17 protein-coding genes and 2 tRNA genes are annotated in these 14,775 nt (G+C 56.1%); 9 read left to right on the plus strand and 10 right to left on the minus strand.

Going from position 1 to position 14,775, the window contains the following annotated elements; translation table 11 throughout:
• Positions 1 to 51: 51 nt before the first annotated feature.
• Together accB and aroQ are read right to left on the minus strand one after the other, a co-directional pair.
• The gene (gene accB / locus G482_RS0103005) at positions 52 to 504 is read right to left on the minus strand and encodes an acetyl-CoA carboxylase biotin carboxyl carrier protein (RefSeq protein WP_028448786.1); all 453 of its coding nucleotides are present in this window, start codon (positions 502 to 504) and stop codon (positions 52 to 54) included.
• Positions 505 to 559: 55 nt separating this feature from the next.
• Entirely contained in the window at positions 560 to 1,012 is a 453-nt protein-coding gene (aroQ, locus tag G482_RS0103010) for a type II 3-dehydroquinate dehydratase (RefSeq protein WP_028448787.1), read from the minus strand.
• Between the two features lie 216 nt (positions 1,013 to 1,228).
• Between aroQ and queA the strand changes: the two genes are divergently transcribed.
• Positions 1,229 to 2,257 carry a tRNA preQ1(34) S-adenosylmethionine ribosyltransferase-isomerase QueA gene (gene queA / locus G482_RS0103015; protein WP_028448788.1) on the plus strand — a complete coding sequence of 343 codons (1,029 nt, stop codon included), beginning with the start codon at positions 1,229 to 1,231 and terminating at the stop codon, positions 2,255 to 2,257.
• 18 nt (positions 2,258 to 2,275) lie between these two features.
• Here queA and G482_RS0103020 read toward each other — a convergent pair whose 3' ends face one another.
• A complete protein-coding gene (locus tag G482_RS0103020; RefSeq protein WP_028448789.1) occupies positions 2,276 to 3,031 on the minus strand; it encodes a substrate-binding periplasmic protein in 756 nt (251 codons plus the stop codon).
• A gap of 180 nt (positions 3,032 to 3,211) precedes the next feature.
• Here G482_RS0103020 and tgt point away from each other — a divergent pair, with 180 nt between their 5' ends.
• The 3 genes from tgt (at position 3,212) to G482_RS0103035 (ending at position 6,360) form a co-directional block, all read left to right on the plus strand.
• On the plus strand, positions 3,212 to 4,324 hold the full coding sequence (tgt, locus tag G482_RS0103025; RefSeq protein WP_028448790.1) for a tRNA guanosine(34) transglycosylase Tgt: 1,113 nt from the start codon (positions 3,212 to 3,214) through the stop codon (positions 4,322 to 4,324).
• Positions 4,325 to 4,443: 119 nt separating this feature from the next.
• Entirely contained in the window at positions 4,444 to 5,808 is a 1,365-nt protein-coding gene (locus G482_RS0103030) for an HD-GYP domain-containing protein (RefSeq protein ID WP_028448791.1), read from the plus strand.
• Positions 5,809 to 5,910: 102 nt separating this feature from the next.
• On the plus strand, positions 5,911 to 6,360 hold the full coding sequence (locus G482_RS0103035; RefSeq protein WP_028448792.1) for a bacteriohemerythrin: 450 nt from the start codon (positions 5,911 to 5,913) through the stop codon (positions 6,358 to 6,360).
• A 133-nt stretch (positions 6,361 to 6,493) separates the two neighbouring features.
• Here G482_RS0103035 and G482_RS17070 read toward each other — a convergent pair whose 3' ends face one another.
• Complete coding sequence (locus G482_RS17070) at positions 6,494 to 7,414, minus strand: NAD-dependent epimerase/dehydratase family protein (protein WP_245575233.1); 921 nt, start codon at positions 7,412 to 7,414, stop codon at positions 6,494 to 6,496.
• 62 nt (positions 7,415 to 7,476) lie between these two features.
• Between G482_RS17070 and G482_RS0103045 the strand changes: the two genes are divergently transcribed.
• From G482_RS0103045 to G482_RS17075, 3 genes are all read left to right on the plus strand, one after another.
• Positions 7,477 to 8,499, plus strand: a complete 1,023-nt coding sequence (locus tag G482_RS0103045; protein WP_028448793.1) for a CDP-6-deoxy-delta-3,4-glucoseen reductase — start codon at positions 7,477 to 7,479, stop codon at positions 8,497 to 8,499.
• Between the two features lie 71 nt (positions 8,500 to 8,570).
• Positions 8,571 to 8,646, plus strand: a tRNA-Thr gene (locus G482_RS0103050).
• 335 nt (positions 8,647 to 8,981) lie between these two features.
• Positions 8,982 to 9,161 (plus strand): hypothetical protein, encoded by a 180-nt coding sequence (locus G482_RS17075; protein WP_034618660.1) that lies wholly within the window; start codon positions 8,982 to 8,984, stop codon positions 9,159 to 9,161.
• Between the two features lie 179 nt (positions 9,162 to 9,340).
• Here G482_RS17075 and G482_RS0103055 read toward each other — a convergent pair.
• The 3 genes from G482_RS0103055 to G482_RS0103065 all read right to left on the minus strand — a co-directional run bounded on the left by G482_RS0103055 (position 9,341) and on the right by G482_RS0103065 (position 10,278).
• Positions 9,341 to 9,424, minus strand: a tRNA-Leu gene (locus tag G482_RS0103055).
• Between the two features lie 58 nt (positions 9,425 to 9,482).
• Positions 9,483 to 9,710, minus strand: coding sequence for a hypothetical protein (locus tag G482_RS0103060; protein ID WP_028448794.1), 228 nt, complete (start codon positions 9,708 to 9,710; stop codon positions 9,483 to 9,485).
• Positions 9,711 to 9,900: 190 nt separating this feature from the next.
• Positions 9,901 to 10,278, minus strand: a complete 378-nt coding sequence (locus G482_RS0103065) for a hypothetical protein (protein ID WP_028448795.1) — start codon at positions 10,276 to 10,278, stop codon at positions 9,901 to 9,903.
• Between the two features lie 59 nt (positions 10,279 to 10,337).
• Between G482_RS0103065 and def the strand changes: the two genes are divergently transcribed.
• The gene (gene def / locus G482_RS0103070) at positions 10,338 to 10,862 is read left to right on the plus strand and encodes a peptide deformylase (protein ID WP_028448796.1); all 525 of its coding nucleotides are present in this window, start codon (positions 10,338 to 10,340) and stop codon (positions 10,860 to 10,862) included.
• A 48-nt stretch (positions 10,863 to 10,910) separates the two neighbouring features.
• Here def and G482_RS0103075 read toward each other — a convergent pair whose 3' ends face one another.
• Positions 10,911 to 11,264, minus strand: a complete 354-nt coding sequence (locus tag G482_RS0103075; RefSeq protein ID WP_028448797.1) for a translation initiation factor Sui1 — start codon at positions 11,262 to 11,264, stop codon at positions 10,911 to 10,913.
• 60 nt (positions 11,265 to 11,324) lie between these two features.
• On the opposite strand from G482_RS0103075, the gene G482_RS19380 reads away from it, so the two are divergent.
• Entirely contained in the window at positions 11,325 to 11,735 is a 411-nt protein-coding gene (locus G482_RS19380) for a 2Fe-2S iron-sulfur cluster-binding protein (RefSeq protein WP_051258674.1), read from the plus strand.
• On the opposite strand, the gene G482_RS0103085 is transcribed toward G482_RS19380, so the two are convergent.
• Together G482_RS0103085 and G482_RS0103090 are read right to left on the minus strand one after the other, a co-directional pair.
• Positions 11,732 to 12,553, minus strand: coding sequence for a thymidylate synthase (locus tag G482_RS0103085; protein WP_028448798.1), 822 nt, complete (start codon positions 12,551 to 12,553; stop codon positions 11,732 to 11,734). The genes G482_RS19380 and G482_RS0103085 overlap by 4 nt on opposite strands.
• 121 nt (positions 12,554 to 12,674) lie before the next feature.
• Positions 12,675 to 14,759, minus strand: a complete 2,085-nt coding sequence (locus G482_RS0103090) for an ATP-binding response regulator (protein WP_028448799.1) — start codon at positions 14,757 to 14,759, stop codon at positions 12,675 to 12,677.
• Between the last annotated feature and the right edge of the window lie 16 nt (positions 14,760 to 14,775).

Consider the following 14,775-nt stretch of genomic DNA (forward strand, 5'->3'; position numbering starts at 1 on the left):
TAGGCCAAAAAGGCAAATCAAAGCTTGATTTGCCGGCCATACCCCACAGAATTAGCCAATGATAAACATCGGTTCGCCGTATTCAACCGGCTGACCATTTTCAATCAGGATCGCTTTGATCACGCCTGATTGCTCGGCTTCGATTTCATTCAGGAGTTTCATGGCTTCGATAATACACAGCGTGTCGCCGGCATTCACGGTTTGGCCAACTTCAACAAAGGCTTTCGCGCCTGGGCTAGATGAGCGGTAGAACGTACCCACCATCGGTGATTTCTGGGTGAAACCATCGACTACCGGCGCTGCGGCTTCCGGCGCAGTAGCGGCCGCGGCGGCCGCAGGTGCGGCAGCTGGAACATGATATTGCATTGGGGCAGCTTGCACGTAAGCCGGATTGGCTACGCTGCGCGTGATGCGTACCTTTTCCTCACCTTCCGTGACTTCCAGTTCGGCGATGCCGGACTCTTCCACCAGATCGATGAGTTTTTTCAGTTTACGCAGATCCATTGATGCAATCCTCTCTGTTTAAGTTGGATGACTACAGCTCAGTGAGCTATTGGTGTTATTGGGTTTTGAGCTTGCTGATGGCAAAGTGCAGGCCAAACTGGTAGCCCTGAGGGCCCAGGCCGCAAATCACGCCAGCGGCAAGATCGGAAAAATAGGATTTATGCCGGAAGGCATCACGAGCGTGGATATTGGAGAGATGAACCTCTACAAACGGAATTTTCACGCCCGATAGCGCATCGCGCAGCGCGATGCTGGTGTGGGTAAAGGCGGCCGGATTAATCACGATGTAGCGAGTGCCGTCATCCAGACAAGCGTGAATGCGCTCGATGAGCTCGTATTCACGATTAGACTGGAAAGTTTCGACCTCGATGCCGTGTTCGGTACCTAAAGCGACAAGTTGTGCGTTGATCTGCGCCAGTGTCTGGCTGCCATAATGCTGCGGTTCCCGCAGCCCCAGCAGGTTCAGATTCGGGCCATGCAGAACCAGGATCTTGTCGCTCGCCGACATCATGCAATCCTTATATTCCCTTCGAATCGTCGGAGTTTGCCGCAACTTCGCCGAATTTGTCCAGAAAAAGCCGTGAATTTTTTTTAATTTCTGCTGTCTTACACCGACCCAAGTGGCTTGCAATATTCTGTTACATCAGGATTGGCGCGGGTTACAAAGGGTTTCGCTGGTATAATTTACCCAGTGAATGTTACCGACCTTACAGAGTAGATTTCGATGCAGATTGCCGATTTTGATTACCATTTGCCTGAGCACCTGATTGCCCAGTTCCCGCCTACCGAGCGGGGCAAGAGTCGTTTATTGCATGTGAATGGCACGCAACTGGCGGATCATGTGTTTACCGAGCTGCCGCAATTGCTCACGGCTGGCGATGTGCTGGTGTTTAACGATACCAAAGTGATCAAAGCCCGCCTGTTCGGCGAAAAAGCCAGCGGCGGCAAGATTGAGGCGCTGGTCGAGCGGGTGCTGGATCAACAGCATGCGCTGGCGCACATCAAGGCCTCGAAAGCCCCCAAGCCGGGTACCATTCTGCACTTTCAGGGTGGTTTTGAGGCCGAAATGCTGGAGCGGCAGCAGGATTTATTTAAGCTGAAGTTTCTGGGTGAACTGAGCGTGTTGGAAGTGCTGGATGCCTCCGGCCGTTTGCCGCTACCGCCCTATATTACGCATGAGCCGGACGAAGAAGACGCCAAACGCTATCAGACCGTCTACGCGCGCGATCCGGGTGCGGTGGCTGCACCGACTGCAGGGCTGCATTTTACCGACGCGATTTTGGATGAATTGCGCGCCAAAGGCGTGCGGGTGGAATTTTTAACCCTGCATGTGGGCGCCGGGACCTTTATGCCGGTGCGCGTGGATAACATCGCCGAGCACACCATGCATCACGAGCGCTATGAAATTCCGCAGCGTACCCAAGAAGCCATTCGGGCGGCCAAAGCCAGCGGCCGGCGGGTGATTGCGGTGGGGACAACCTCATTGCGGGCGCTGGAAGCCTCGTCGCAGCAGGGGCTGCTGGCCGAACCTACGGGCGACACCAATATCTTTATCACCCCGGGTTATCAATTCAAAGTGGTTGACCGGCTGATCACCAACTTTCACTTACCCAAATCGACATTGCTGATGCTGGTGTCGGCTTTTGCCGGCCACCAAACCATGCTGGATGCCTACCAGCATGCCATTGCGCATGAATATCGCTTTTTCAGCTATGGCGATTCGATGTTGCTGGAGCCGCAGACCGCGGCCTAAGGCAGGAGGCTGGCGCGCTCAATACAGGGCGTGCCAGCGATTGAAAATGGCTTTGTCTTCGCCGCGCTTTTGCAATTCCGCCAGCCCAGCATCTAGCGCCCGCGTCCAGCGGCCGGCGTCTGGCAGTTTGGGGCTAAAGGCTACATAGAGCGCCAGATTATCAATCAGCCCCCAGTCGCTGATGCCGGCATTTTCCGCGTTATTGAGTAGTTTTTGCTGCGCCTGATAGGTGGATTGCGAAATCAGGATGAAATCGATATTGCCTGCCGCCAGCCGGCGCAAGCTGGCTAGCTCGCTGTGCGATTCGATCAGCTTGATGTCTTTTTGCAAAAACATCTTCTCGGGGTATTCGTAGCCAGCCGTTGTACCAATTCGCTTGCCAGCCAATACCCCATACTCGGTGCTGGTTTTGGCTAATTTTCTATGCGCCAGTAGGTGCAATTTCACATGCAGATAAGGTAGCTGCGGCCAGACAAACTGATTTTGGCGCTCGCTGGTTTTGGCCACGTTCAGTACTGCATCGTAGTGGCCCGCTTGGGTAAGTTTGAGGCAGCGGTTGTAGCTGCCGCTATCAATAGTAAAGGCCATGCGCTGCTGGCTAAGCGCGGCACTAATCAGTTCGACCGAGGCACCAGCAGCCTGGCCCTGTTTGGCAAAAGAGTACGGCTTCCAATCGTTTTCGGCGCAAATGCGCAGGGTTTCACCCGCCCAGCTTGGCGAATTGACGAGGGCGCAAAAGCAAATGAGCGAAACCCAGTGGCGAGGCGAGTACATGTTTTCCCTAATAAGTGCCTGATTTAATTGGCATGTTCATTGTAGTGCATCGGCGTGAATCACCAATGAAAATCATCGCCTGTGCGGCATTTTGCACTTGCCTTGGGCTGGCGCAGCCGTTAACCTTGCCGCCTTGCGCCGGACTGTGTCTCTGGCCGCTTCTGATTGGAAATCAAGACCATGCATTACGAATTGAAAACCACCTCGGCCGGTGCGCGCCGCGGCACGCTCACGCTGAACCACGGCGTAGTTCAAACTCCAGTGTTTATGCCGGTAGGCACTTACGGCACTGTGAAGGCGATGACGCCACGCGATCTGCATGAAATCAAAGCCCAGATCATCCTTGGCAATACTTTCCACCTGTGGCTGCGCCCGGGGCTGGAAGTGATCGAGCAATTTGGCGGCCTGCATCAATTTATGGGCTGGGATAAACCCATGCTGACCGACTCGGGCGGTTTTCAGGTGTTTAGCTTGGGTGCGATGCGCAAAATCACCGAAGAAGGGGTGAAGTTTCAAAGCCCGGTGAATGGCGACAAGCTCTTTCTGACGCCAGAAGAATCGATGCGCATTCAGAAAGTGCTGAATTCTGATGTGGTGATGATTTTTGATGAATGCACGCCATACCCCGCTGATCGCAAACAGGCGGGTGACTCAATGCGCCTGTCGCTGCGCTGGGCGAAGCGCTCGAAAGATGAATTCGATCGGCTGCAAAACCCGAATGCCTTGTTCGGCATTGTCCAGGGCGGCATGTACGAAGACCTGCGGGATGAATCGCTGGCCGGCCTAAATGAGCTTAATTTCCACGGCATGGCGATTGGTGGTTTGTCGGTGGGTGAGCCGAAAGAAGATATGGCGCGGATTCTGGCACACACTGCGCCGAAATTGCCGGTGAATAAACCACGCTATCTGATGGGCGTGGGCACGCCGGAAGACTTGGTGTTTGGAGTGAGCCAAGGGATCGATATGTTCGATTGCGTGATGCCGACCCGCAATGCGCGCAATGGTATGCTGTTTACCCGCTATGGCAATGTCAAAATCAAAAACGCGCATTACAAAAAAGATCAGCGCCCGCTGGATGAAAGCTGCAGCTGCTATACCTGCCGCAACTTTAGCCGCGCCTATCTGCATCATTTATTCCGCAGCCAGGAAATCCTGAGCGCGCAGCTCAATACCATTCACAATCTGCATTACTATCAGGTGCTGATGCAGGAAATGCGCGATGCCATCGAAGTGGATCAATTTCCGCAGTTCGTAGCCAAATTCCACGCGGATCGTGCCCGTGGCGCGGATTAATCGCTTACCGTCTGCACACCTAACCCGCCGCCGGCGGGTTTTTTTCTGCCGGTTGCCGGCTGGTAAAGCGGCCGTGCCAGCGCTATGGTGAAGCTGTGATTCACCCTGCTTAGCCCGCCATGCCGTACTCTTCTGTGCAATTAGCCGAAATTCTTGGCGCTTTTTCCTACGCGCTAGACATGACCGAAGGCCAGCCGCAAGGGCATTGCGTGCGCTGCTGCTGGATTGGCATGCACATCGGCCGGCAGCTAGGGATTGCCGAGCAAGCGCAGTGGGAGCTCTACTACACCCTGCTGCTCAAAGATCTGGGCTGTAGCAGCAATGCGGCGCGTATTTGCGAGCTGTATCTCACCGATGATCAATCGTTCAAGCGCGACTTTAAGCTGGTGGGTGGTAATCTGGCGCAGGTGCTGGGTTTTGTATTTAGCCATACCGGTCAGCATGAAAGCTGGACGCGCCGATTGAATGCCATTCTGAACATCATGCGTAATGGCGATACGATTGCCAACGAGCTGATTCAAACCCGCTGCGACCGTGGCGCGCGTATTGCCCGACAGCTGCGCTTTCCCGAACCGGTGGCGCTGGGCATTCATTCGCTGGATGAGCATTGGGATGGCAGCGGCAGGCCCGAGCAACTAGCCGGTACGGCCATTCCCTTGTATGCGCGGATTGCGCTCCTGGCACAAGTGGTGGATGTCTTTCATTTCTCGTATGGGCCCGCGGCTGCCTTGGCTGAAGTTGAGACGCGTGCTGGTAGCTGGTTTGACCCCAATGTGGTGGCGGCTTTTCGCGAAGTAGCGGCCGATCCGGCGTTCTGGCACATGCTGGCCGAGCCGATGATTGCCGAAGCCGTGCTGCAGCTCGAGCCCGCGCAATTTAGCCTGCCGTTAGATGATGATTATATGGATGCCATTGCCTCGGCCTTTGGTCAGGTGGTGGATGCCAAGAGCCCGTTTACCGCTGGCCACAGCGAGCGGGTGGGCTTTTACGCCGAAATGATCGCGATTGAATTAGGGCTAGATGCACAGCAGCGGCAATGGATTCGCCGCGCAGCTTTGCTGCACGATGTGGGCAAGCTGGGTGTGAGCAGCGCGATTTTGGAAAAACCGGGCCGTCTCACGGCCGACGAATTCCTTGCGGTACAACAGCACGCGCGACTGACTGAAGAAATTTTGAGCAAAATCGTGCATTTTCGTGATCTGGCGCGGGTGGCCGGCGCCCACCATGAACGGCTCGATGGGCGTGGTTATCCGCGTGGGCTCGCGGCCGACGAGATCGCGCTGGAAACCCGCATTATCACCACCGCTGATATCTTCGATGCCATCAGCGCCGAGCGGCCCTACCATCCGGCCAATACGCCCGAACATACCCTGCACCTGATGCAACAAATGGTGGGCGATGCGCTCGATCCGCTGTGCTTTGCCGCCTTGCAGCAAGTGGTGGAGCGCGAGCTGGCCGGGCAGGGCGCCGCCACTGCAACCTGAGCGCCACAGCACGCACTATCCTTCGTGACAGTTTGATGTAGGTCAAAGGCCGTTTTGTCGGGCTGGGCAGTATGCAGGCTTGAGCGACTGGAGATCACAACAATGAGCAAACTGATCGAATGGAACGATGCCCTGTCGGTCGGCATTCAAGAAATCGACGAACAACATAAAGTACTGGTGGATTTGCTGAACGAGCTGCACGACGCCATCCGCCAGCATCATGGCCGCGAAGCCTCGGTCGAAATATTAGGCCGGCTGGTGGATTACACCCGTATTCACTTTGCGGTGGAAGAGAGCCTGATGCGGATTTTGGGCTACCCCGAGTATGAAACCCACAAAGGTCATCACGAAGATTTGATCAGCCAGGTGAATACCTTGCAGCAGCGGATGCGTGAAGGTGAGGCCATTACCTTTGAATTGCTGCATTTTCTGCGCAACTGGCTCACCCATCACATCATGGAAGGCGATCAGCGCTATGTATCGCATTTCTTGTCGCGCGGCGTACAGAAAACCTGGGAAAAGAAAAGCTGGTTTGGCCGGCTGTGGTCGTAAGCCTGAGCGTCGGTTAGTCAGAATGCCGTGTTAGCCTTGCGTGCAGCTACTCTGGTGGAGGCGTGTTGCACGCACGATGTCAATTAAACGAGGCTCACCAGATACATGCCCGTGTATCTGGCTGCAGGCTAGATCAGTATTTGCGTGTAGCCACATACTCCCCAGTGTGGGCAGCAAAAAAATCAGCGGTGCTAGGGTAACGCAGCCGCCAACGCAGTTCGCGCTTGGCGCGCTGATTGCTCAGCTGCCGTGATTCATTCAGATAGGACAACATGGTGGGCGAGAGCTGGGTTTGCGCCTCGGCGCGGCTGATGCGCGCAACGCGCGGCAGGCCGGTAAAGTCGGCCACCTGATCAAACCATTCCCCCATCGTATGGGGCGCATCATCGACGATGTTATAGCTGCGCAGCGGCCGGCCACGAAACAGCGCCAGCACCATGGCCTGCGCCAGATCGGCGGCATGAATATGATTACTGAGGCTGTCCTCGCTGGCCACGATGCCCGGTTCGCCACGCGCCAGCCGCGCGGTGGGCAAACGATCAAGGGCGTAAATGCCCGGCGCGCGTAGCAGGCTCACGCGCAATGGGCGGCCTGCGCGGCCTTGTCGGCGAGCGGCGGCGCGCCAGCTTTGCTCGGCCCATTGCCGGCGGCAGGCGCGTGTGGTGCGCGCCAATTGCCGGCTGCTCTCGGTGAGCCAGCGGCCCTGATGATCGCCATACACACCGCTGGTGCTGATGTAAACGGCGCGGCGAGGGGGCTGTGCTAAAATCGCCGCCTGGCGATGCGTCGCGCGATGCGCCCGGCGGTGTTGCCGCGGGCGTAGCAAGGCCGCGAGCAAATGCTGGGTGCGTGGTTCACCAGCCGCTTCGGCCGGCGGTGCGCTGTGTAGCCAGTAATCGGCCAGCCCAGCCAGGCGGCGCAAGGTACGCGGTTGATCCAGATCTGCACGAATTGGATACACGCCCAGGGTATGAAGTGCTAGCGCTTTATCTGCGCTGCGTGCCGTGGCATACACCTTGAAGCGCCGTTGCAGCCATGGGAGAGCCCGCTGCACAACATCGCCACAACCAATGATTAACAAGCGTTTTTTTCGCACTTGTCGGACATCCAGAAATAATGAGTAAACAACTTATCATCGAACCATCAGGCCAGCAACTGAGTGTGTTTGACGGCGAGACCCTGCTCGACGCCGCGATGCGTGAGGGGTTCAACATGCCGTATGGCTGCAAGAATGGCTCCTGCGGCGCCTGCAAAGGCAAAGTATTGCAAGGCGAGGTCGTGCATGGCGATCATTCGCCCACGGCGCTCACTGCCGCCGATCAGGCCAACGGGCTGGCGCTATTTTGCTGTGCCACCCCGGTGAGTGAGCAGGTGAGCATCGAATGCCGCGAAGTGGCGGCCACCAAAGATATCCAGATCCGTACCTTGCCCACCCGGATTGAGAAAATCAATAAGGTCTCGCACGACGTGGCCGTGCTGACGCTCAAACTGCCATCGACCGAAAAACTGGCCTTTCTGGCCGGGCAGTATATTGATATCCACACCAAAACCGGCAATAAGCGCAGTTTTTCCATCGCCAATTCGCCCGCGCAAGAAGGCTTTTTGGAATTGCACATCCGCAAAGTGCCCGGTGGCGAGTTTTCCAGCTATGTGTGGGATACGCTGCAAGAGCGGGAAATCTTCCGCTTTACCGGCCCGCTGGGCAGCTTCTTTTTGCGTGAAGATTCTGACAAACCGATCATTTTTGTCGCCACCGGCACCGGTTTTGCCCCCATCAAAGGCATGCTTGAGCATGCTTTTGCACAAAACATGCAGCGCGAAATGGTGCTGTACTGGGGCTGCCGCTCGCTGCATGACCTCTATATGCCAGAGCTGCCGGCGCAGTGGCAGCAGCAATACCCCAATTTCAGCTTTATCCCGGTCTTGTCTGAGCCTAAAGCGGAAGATCAATGGACGGGCCGTACAGGCCTGGTGCACGAAGCGGTAATGGCCGACTTCCCCAAACTCGATCATTATCAAGTCTACGCCTGCGGCGCACCGATAATGGTAGAGGCGGCAGTGAGCGCTTTTGTAGCCCATGGCTTACCGGCAGACGAGTTTTATTCCGACGCGTTTTTTAGTAGCCAGCAAGTGAAGTAAGCCTTTGCGCGGACTTTAAGTGCAGCGGGGCTTGCGGATGTAACTCAGTCGTGTATAATGCGCAGCTCTTAGCCGATGTAGCTCAGTTGGTAGAGCACCTGACTTGTAATCAGGGGGTCGCGAGTTCGATTCCTGCCGTCGGCACCAAGAATATCAAAGGGTTAGCAAGAAATTGCTAACCCTTTGTCTATTGCGCAACGCAATTTCAACGCACTAACCTGTCACACCTCCAAGTAAACCACCATAAGCAATAGCAAACGCCAGCTTTGGCATCGGCATATCTGCATTTTCGCCTCATTGATCGGTGATATTCAGTGTTGTCGCAACCATGCTACATCTATTTTGTTGCCATTTTTTGCCCGTTCTTCTAGCTTGTTATTCCGAAAATCCAAGTAGATTTATCGATTAACGGGCTGTTTTAATTGAAGAAATTAAGTAGTAGCCGTGTCGCGGATGCGACTCCTACTGCTTCGGAGACGAAGATGGCCAGTATCATTGAACGTATTACTAAAACAGGTAAGAAGAAGTATCAGGTTTATGTGCGCGTTAAAGGTCAGCCTCCGCAGACCGCCACATTTGATCGAAAAACTGATGCTAAGGAATGGTCTGCGCGGACTGAAACACAACTCCGCCAGGCTTTGTTGCACAAATCAGCGGCGTAGTGCCGCTGATTTGTGCAACAAAGCCCTGTAGATGCAAACCAAGCGCAGCGGAGGAGGATACTGCGAGAAGAGCTGTGTACAAACCTGTGTACAGCAAAAAATGCAGTCTAATTGATTGGGGCGGGAGTAGAAACGAAAAAAGCCGTTAAACTTTTGAAGTTTAACGGCTTTTTGGCATATGGTGCCCAGGGTCGGACTCGAACCGACACACCTTGCGGCGGGGGATTTTGAGTCCCCTGCGTCTACCATTTCGCCACCTGGGCCAAAGCAGAGGGCGGATTATACCGAACTGTGCGGGCTTGGCAAGAGGCGCGGGCTAAATCAGGCTGCGGCGCGCAGGCTGTCGCGCAGTTCTTCCAGGGTAATGCCGCTTTGGGCCAGCATGGTTTGTAGCTCGCCAGCGAGTTCACGCTTCTTTTTTAGGCGCTGAATTTTATCGGTGATGGTTGGGGTCGGCGCCGGGGCCGGGCTCGCGGGTTGCGGGCTCACTAGGCCGCGTTCTGCCGGGGTCAGAAACAGTGTTTCTGGATGCGGGAGGGCAGCAGGCATGGTCAGGCAACTTCCTTGTCAGTCTTCGGGCGCGGGATGCGCTCGTTGTAAGTTAAAGATGCCGGTAAATGCTTACAAAATCAAGGCCGCTGAGCGGAATTTTTAATACCCCGCTGTGGTATAAGTTGCTAGCCATTTTCAATGAAGGGCTTTGAGCATATACCCATTAATAATATTTGTAAGAAATGACCTAAAACGGCGGACGAACGGTAGATTGCAGCTGGCCGGCTGGCCAGCGCAGCGTGGTAGGCGGGTCTTGCTGCAGAGCTTGTAATAAATTCTGCAGCCGGTATTCGATCTCGTGCTGGCTTAAACCGTGGGTTTCGTGCAGCAAGATGGCGGCTTCCAGGCAGATCATGCCCTCGGCAATCGGCGCCCAGGCCAGATGCTCGGCGGTGGGGCCTTGCCAGCGCCAATAGGCGATTTCACTTTGCGCGCATATCAGTACCCGATCGCGCGGTTGGGCGCTGAGCCAAGCGAGTGCGGCATCAGCTAGCGCCAGATAATGTGCCCACGCGTGCTGGGTGTCGGTGTCCATCTCGGCGGCGGGGTCAAAAGGATCGAGCATGCGAATACAAAACGGCGAAAAGCTGCCATCATACCGCAAAATAATCTGGGAGCTTGAGCATGGCGGTACGTGAAATTGTGCGCATGGGGGATCCACGCTTGCAGCGGCAGGCGCAGCCGGTGACTGAATTTGCCACTGCGGCGCTGAGCGAGCTGATTGCCGATTTACAAGACACCATGCAGGCGCAAGGCGGGGTCGGGATTGCCGCGCCACAAATCGGGGTGGATTTGCAGGTGGTGATATTTGGGCTGACGCGCAGCGAGCGCTACCCGGAGGCAGAGAGTGTGCCGTTTACGGTGCTGATTAATCCGCAGCTCACGCAGCTGGGTGAGGAGGAAGTGCTGGGCTGGGAAGGCTGCTTATCGGTGCCGGGCCTGCGCGGCGAGGTGCCGCGCTGGACGCAATTGCGTTATCAGGGCTTTGATCAATTTGGTGCGCCGATTGATCGTACGGTGAGCGGTTTTCACGCCCGGGTGGTGCAGCATGAATGCGATCATCTGTGGGGCGTGCTGTACCCGCAGCGGATTCGGGATCTGCAGCGCTTTGGATTTACCGAGGTGTTGTTTCCAACGCTGCCAGATTGAGGGTATCTGGCTGCAGGTAAAGAATTAAAAGGGCTTTGCGGCGATACCCTAGCCACCGGCCAGCTTTACGGTAAACCGGCTGGCCAGACATTTGGCCAAAAGCTCGCGATGATCGCCCTGAATTTCAATCACACCGTCTTTCACGGTGCCGCCGGTACCACACTGGTTTTTCAGCGTTTTGGCCAGCGTAGCGAGCTCGAGCGCATTGAGCGGTACGCCGCGTATCACCGTCACCTGTTTGCCACCGCGGCCTTTGCTTTCGCGGCTGATGCGCACAATGCCATCACCGGCCGGTACTGCACTTTGGGCCTGCGCGCGGCATTGGCAGGCGTTGCTGGCTTGCTGGCAGCTGGGGCAGATGCGGCCGTGTTCGGTGGAATAAACGAGCGTGCTGGATTTCATCACTGGCTGGGCTAGACTGGGCGACTTGGGAAAGGCGTATTGTACGGCGCAGGAGGGGTGATGCCGCAAGTGCAATTTATCTGGCCGGAGCTCGCGCCGCTTAGCGTCGAGGTGCCGGCAGGCACGCTGCTGATTGAGGTGGCGCGGGAGCTAACCCGCGCTGGCCACTTGCCGTTGGCTTGGCGCTGTGGGCAGGGTACTTGTGGCACTTGCCAGATTTATATTGCCCACGCGGCGAGTGGCGGCTGGATCAGCCTGAGCGGCAAAGAGCGCAATGTGCTGGTGCGGCATGCACGCATGCCGCTCAATTTACCGCTCACGATTTTAGATACGCCGCAGCAGGTGCGGCTGGCTTGCCATTATCGGGTTGAATACGATGTCTGCGTTTACCCACAGCCTTTACCTATTCAGGGTATACGTCTGCAGGCCAATCAGAATAATGAAGACCTGCCAATACCTCCGATAGATTAAACTGCGACGGGCGCTTTGATGGCCGGGTAAGGGTCGTACCCTTCCAGCGTGAAGTCTTCATATTCAAAACTGAATAGATCGGTTTTGGCCGGGTTCAGTTTGAGCTGCGGTAGCGCGCGCGGTGTACGGCTGAGCTGCTCGCGTACTTGCTCGAAATGATTGCGGTAAATGTGGCAATCGCCGCCCGTCCAGATGAATTCGCCCGGTTGCAAGTCGCACACTTGCGCCAGCATCAGCACCAGCGTGGCATACGAGGCGATATTAAACGGCACACCTAAGAATAAATCTGCGCTGCGCTGATACAGCTGGCAAGAGAGCTTGCCGCGCTGATCAGCCTCGCCTGGCTGCGCGGGGGCGACATAAAACTGGAAGAAGGCATGGCAAGGCGGCAGGGCCATATTCTCGATTTCGCCCACATTCCACGCCGACACAATTATGCGCCGCGAATCAGGGTTGTGTTTGAGCTGGTCGATCACTTGGCTGATCTGGTCGATATGCCGGCCATCGCGGGTGGGCCAGCTGCGCCATTGGTAGCCATACACGGGGCCCAGCTCGCCCGTTTCGGAGGCCCATTCATCCCAAATGGTTACGCCGCGTTCTTGCAGCCAGCGCACATTGGTGTCGCCGCGCAAAAACCACAGTAATTCGTTGATGATCGATTTCAGGTGCGTTTTTTTGGTGGTCACCAGCGGAAAGCCATCGGCCAGATTAAAGCGCATCTGGTAGCCAAACACCGACACCGTGCCAGTGCCGGTACGATCTTCTTTCCCGACGCCATGATCCAGGACGTGTTGCAAGAGTTCGTGATATTGGCGCATGGTGGGCATTCCTTTGAATGAGCAGGAAAACAAGCGCCAGCGGTTTTGAGCGCTGGCGCCAATCAATCTATGGCTATTGTACCGTGCTAGGCCTGCTTTGGGGATGCGGGCATCCCCGGCTTTACGCCTGCGGCAGGTGGGCTGCGACCACCTCGGCGGCTGGCAGCGTGACGATAAAGCGGGCGCCCTGGCCAAACTGGCTTTCGCAGCGGATTTGCCCAAACACGGCTTCCACCAGTTTTTTGGTAATCGATAAGCCCAGCCCCGTGGTGTGCTCGCCACCGGTTGGGCGGGCCGAGAGACGGCTAAATTTCTTGAACAGCAGATTCATTTCGTGCGGCGCGATGCCCGGGCCATGGTCGGTGACGCTGATTTCCACATCCTGATCAACGGCTTGGGCGCTGATTTCAATCCGCTGCTCATTGGGCGAATACTTCACGGCGTTGGAGAGTAGATTATCCACGATTTGCCACAGCGCTTGCCGATCGGTGCGCACTTGCAGCCCTGTTGGCGTGTAATGCAGGGTTTGCTGTTTGCTGGCTACCCGGGGGCGCCAGCCGGCGATGGCGTCATGGATCAGCTCATCCAGATCCACCACTTCGATCTGCATTTGTACCGAGCCGGCTTCAAGGGCGTCGTGTTCTAGCAGATTGCTGATAATACGCTGCATGCGCCCGGCCAGTAGCTGGATGCCATCAAGGCGATCTTTGATTTTTTCCGGTGGCCAATTATCTAGGCGTTCACCCAAAAGGCTGGCCATGCCCTGAATGCTGGCGACCGGGTTTTTCAGGTCATGCGCGGCAATGGCCAGAAGCTCGTTCTTTTCTTGATTGAGATATTTCAACGCCTCATTGGCCGCTTCCAGCTGCAGATTGCGCGTGGCGAGCTCTTGGGTGCGGTCGGTGACCAGCTCTTCCAAATGCAGACGATGTGATTGCACGGTGTGCGACATATCGTTAAACGTGCGCGCCAGCTCGCCAATTTCGTCGCTGCGGTGCAGGTCAAGCTGATTGCTGGTTTTGCCGGCCGCCAGGCTGCGAATGGCGTTTTTCAGGCGATCCAGTGGCAGTGCGACATCTTTACGCAGCACCATGGCCAATAACCCCAACTCGATGGCAAGCGCAATAATGCCCAAGATCAGCACCATGCTGGCGGCCCAGGCGGCTTTTTCTTCCAGTAGCCGCTTCGGATACACCGTCACAAACACCCAGTTGGCGCCTTTGATTGGCACAATCCCTAGCCAGTTGCGGCCATCCGGGCTTTCAATAAAGCGCTCTTTGGGCGGGGCTTTGCTCACGGCCTCGTATAAATCATGCATTGCTGGGCTGATTTTGCGCATATCCAGCTTGCCCTGGTGCTCCTGGATTTTACCCATGTAGTCCGGGTGGGCAATCAGATAGCCATTGCGGGTGAAAATCAGATTGTGGGTGCCGGGAATATTGACCGTATTGGTGCGGGTGATGAGCTGCTCTAGGGGAATATCCTGCCCAATCCCGCCCAGATATTGGCCCAGATAATCCAGCGGGGTCACCACTGAGATCATCCATTCCAGCGCTTGTTTGTCGTAGTAAATACCGGTCCAGAACGTGCTGCGCGACGGATTACGCTCGGGCAGGGCGCCAAGCTCGGTGTCGAGGTCTTCGGCAAAATCATCGACCGAGCCATTGCGCGCATAGTTGAGCTTCGGCAGATACATCAAGCTCACGTCGGAGACATTCAGATCGATAAAGGTATCGTAACTGCGGGCCCGATAGGCCGGGCCATACTGGCTAAGTACCTGCTGCGCCAGCACCACTTGCCGCATCAGCTCGGGCGTGTGTTTGGTGGTGGGCAGCATGGCTACGGTGGCCTGATGTTCAAAATCATCCAGCTCAGGGCGGACCCGCCACATGCCATCGCGATCTTGCTTGAGTAGATGGTAAAACTGGCTGCTGACATCGGTGTTTTGCAGCAGCGCATAGCGGCGCACAAATTCGTCGCGAATCAGCTTGGTATTGGCTTCGGCGCCGAGGAAAAGTTCGCTTTCCAGCTGGCTGCGGGTTTCGATGTATTTACCCAGATTGGCAAGCGCCTCTTCTTGCAGGCGTACATAGCTGTAGTAGTAGCTGAGGGCTGAAATCAGGCAGGCGGCGAGGGCGATGCGCAGTGCCATACTGCGCAAAACACGGCGAAACAGGCTGCTGGTGGCGTAATTGTGCGAGTTCATGCCAGCACAATATCAG

This window comes from Chitinibacter tainanensis DSM 15459, assembly GCF_000429785.1.
Lineage (GTDB): Bacteria > Pseudomonadota > Gammaproteobacteria > Burkholderiales > Chitinibacteraceae > Chitinibacter > Chitinibacter tainanensis.

Excerpts from the sequence above, each read along its gene's own strand:
- accB (WP_028448786.1), bottom strand. The coding sequence starts at position 504 with ATGGATCTGCGTAAACTGAAAAAACTCATCGATCTGGTGGAAGAGTCC.
- aroQ (WP_028448787.1), bottom strand. The coding sequence starts at position 1,012 with ATGTCGGCGAGCGACAAGATCCTGGTTCTGCATGGCCCGAATCTGAAC.
- queA (WP_028448788.1), top strand. The coding sequence starts at position 1,229 with ATGCAGATTGCCGATTTTGATTACCATTTGCCTGAGCACCTGATTGCC.
- G482_RS0103020 (WP_028448789.1), bottom strand. The coding sequence starts at position 3,031 with ATGTACTCGCCTCGCCACTGGGTTTCGCTCATTTGCTTTTGCGCCCTC.
- tgt (WP_028448790.1), top strand. The coding sequence starts at position 3,212 with ATGCATTACGAATTGAAAACCACCTCGGCCGGTGCGCGCCGCGGCACG.
- G482_RS0103030 (WP_028448791.1), top strand. The coding sequence starts at position 4,444 with ATGCCGTACTCTTCTGTGCAATTAGCCGAAATTCTTGGCGCTTTTTCC.
- G482_RS0103035 (WP_028448792.1), top strand. The coding sequence starts at position 5,911 with ATGAGCAAACTGATCGAATGGAACGATGCCCTGTCGGTCGGCATTCAA.
- G482_RS0103045 (WP_028448793.1), top strand. The coding sequence starts at position 7,477 with ATGAGTAAACAACTTATCATCGAACCATCAGGCCAGCAACTGAGTGTG.
- G482_RS17075 (WP_034618660.1), top strand. The coding sequence starts at position 8,982 with ATGGCCAGTATCATTGAACGTATTACTAAAACAGGTAAGAAGAAGTAT.
- G482_RS0103060 (WP_028448794.1), bottom strand. The coding sequence starts at position 9,710 with ATGCCTGCTGCCCTCCCGCATCCAGAAACACTGTTTCTGACCCCGGCA.
- G482_RS0103065 (WP_028448795.1), bottom strand. The coding sequence starts at position 10,278 with ATGCTCGATCCTTTTGACCCCGCCGCCGAGATGGACACCGACACCCAG.
- def (WP_028448796.1), top strand. The coding sequence starts at position 10,338 with ATGGCGGTACGTGAAATTGTGCGCATGGGGGATCCACGCTTGCAGCGG.
- G482_RS0103075 (WP_028448797.1), bottom strand. The coding sequence starts at position 11,264 with ATGAAATCCAGCACGCTCGTTTATTCCACCGAACACGGCCGCATCTGC.
- G482_RS19380 (WP_051258674.1), top strand. The coding sequence starts at position 11,325 with ATGCCGCAAGTGCAATTTATCTGGCCGGAGCTCGCGCCGCTTAGCGTC.
- G482_RS0103085 (WP_028448798.1), bottom strand. The coding sequence starts at position 12,553 with ATGCGCCAATATCACGAACTCTTGCAACACGTCCTGGATCATGGCGTC.
- G482_RS0103090 (WP_028448799.1), bottom strand. The coding sequence starts at position 14,759 with ATGAACTCGCACAATTACGCCACCAGCAGCCTGTTTCGCCGTGTTTTG.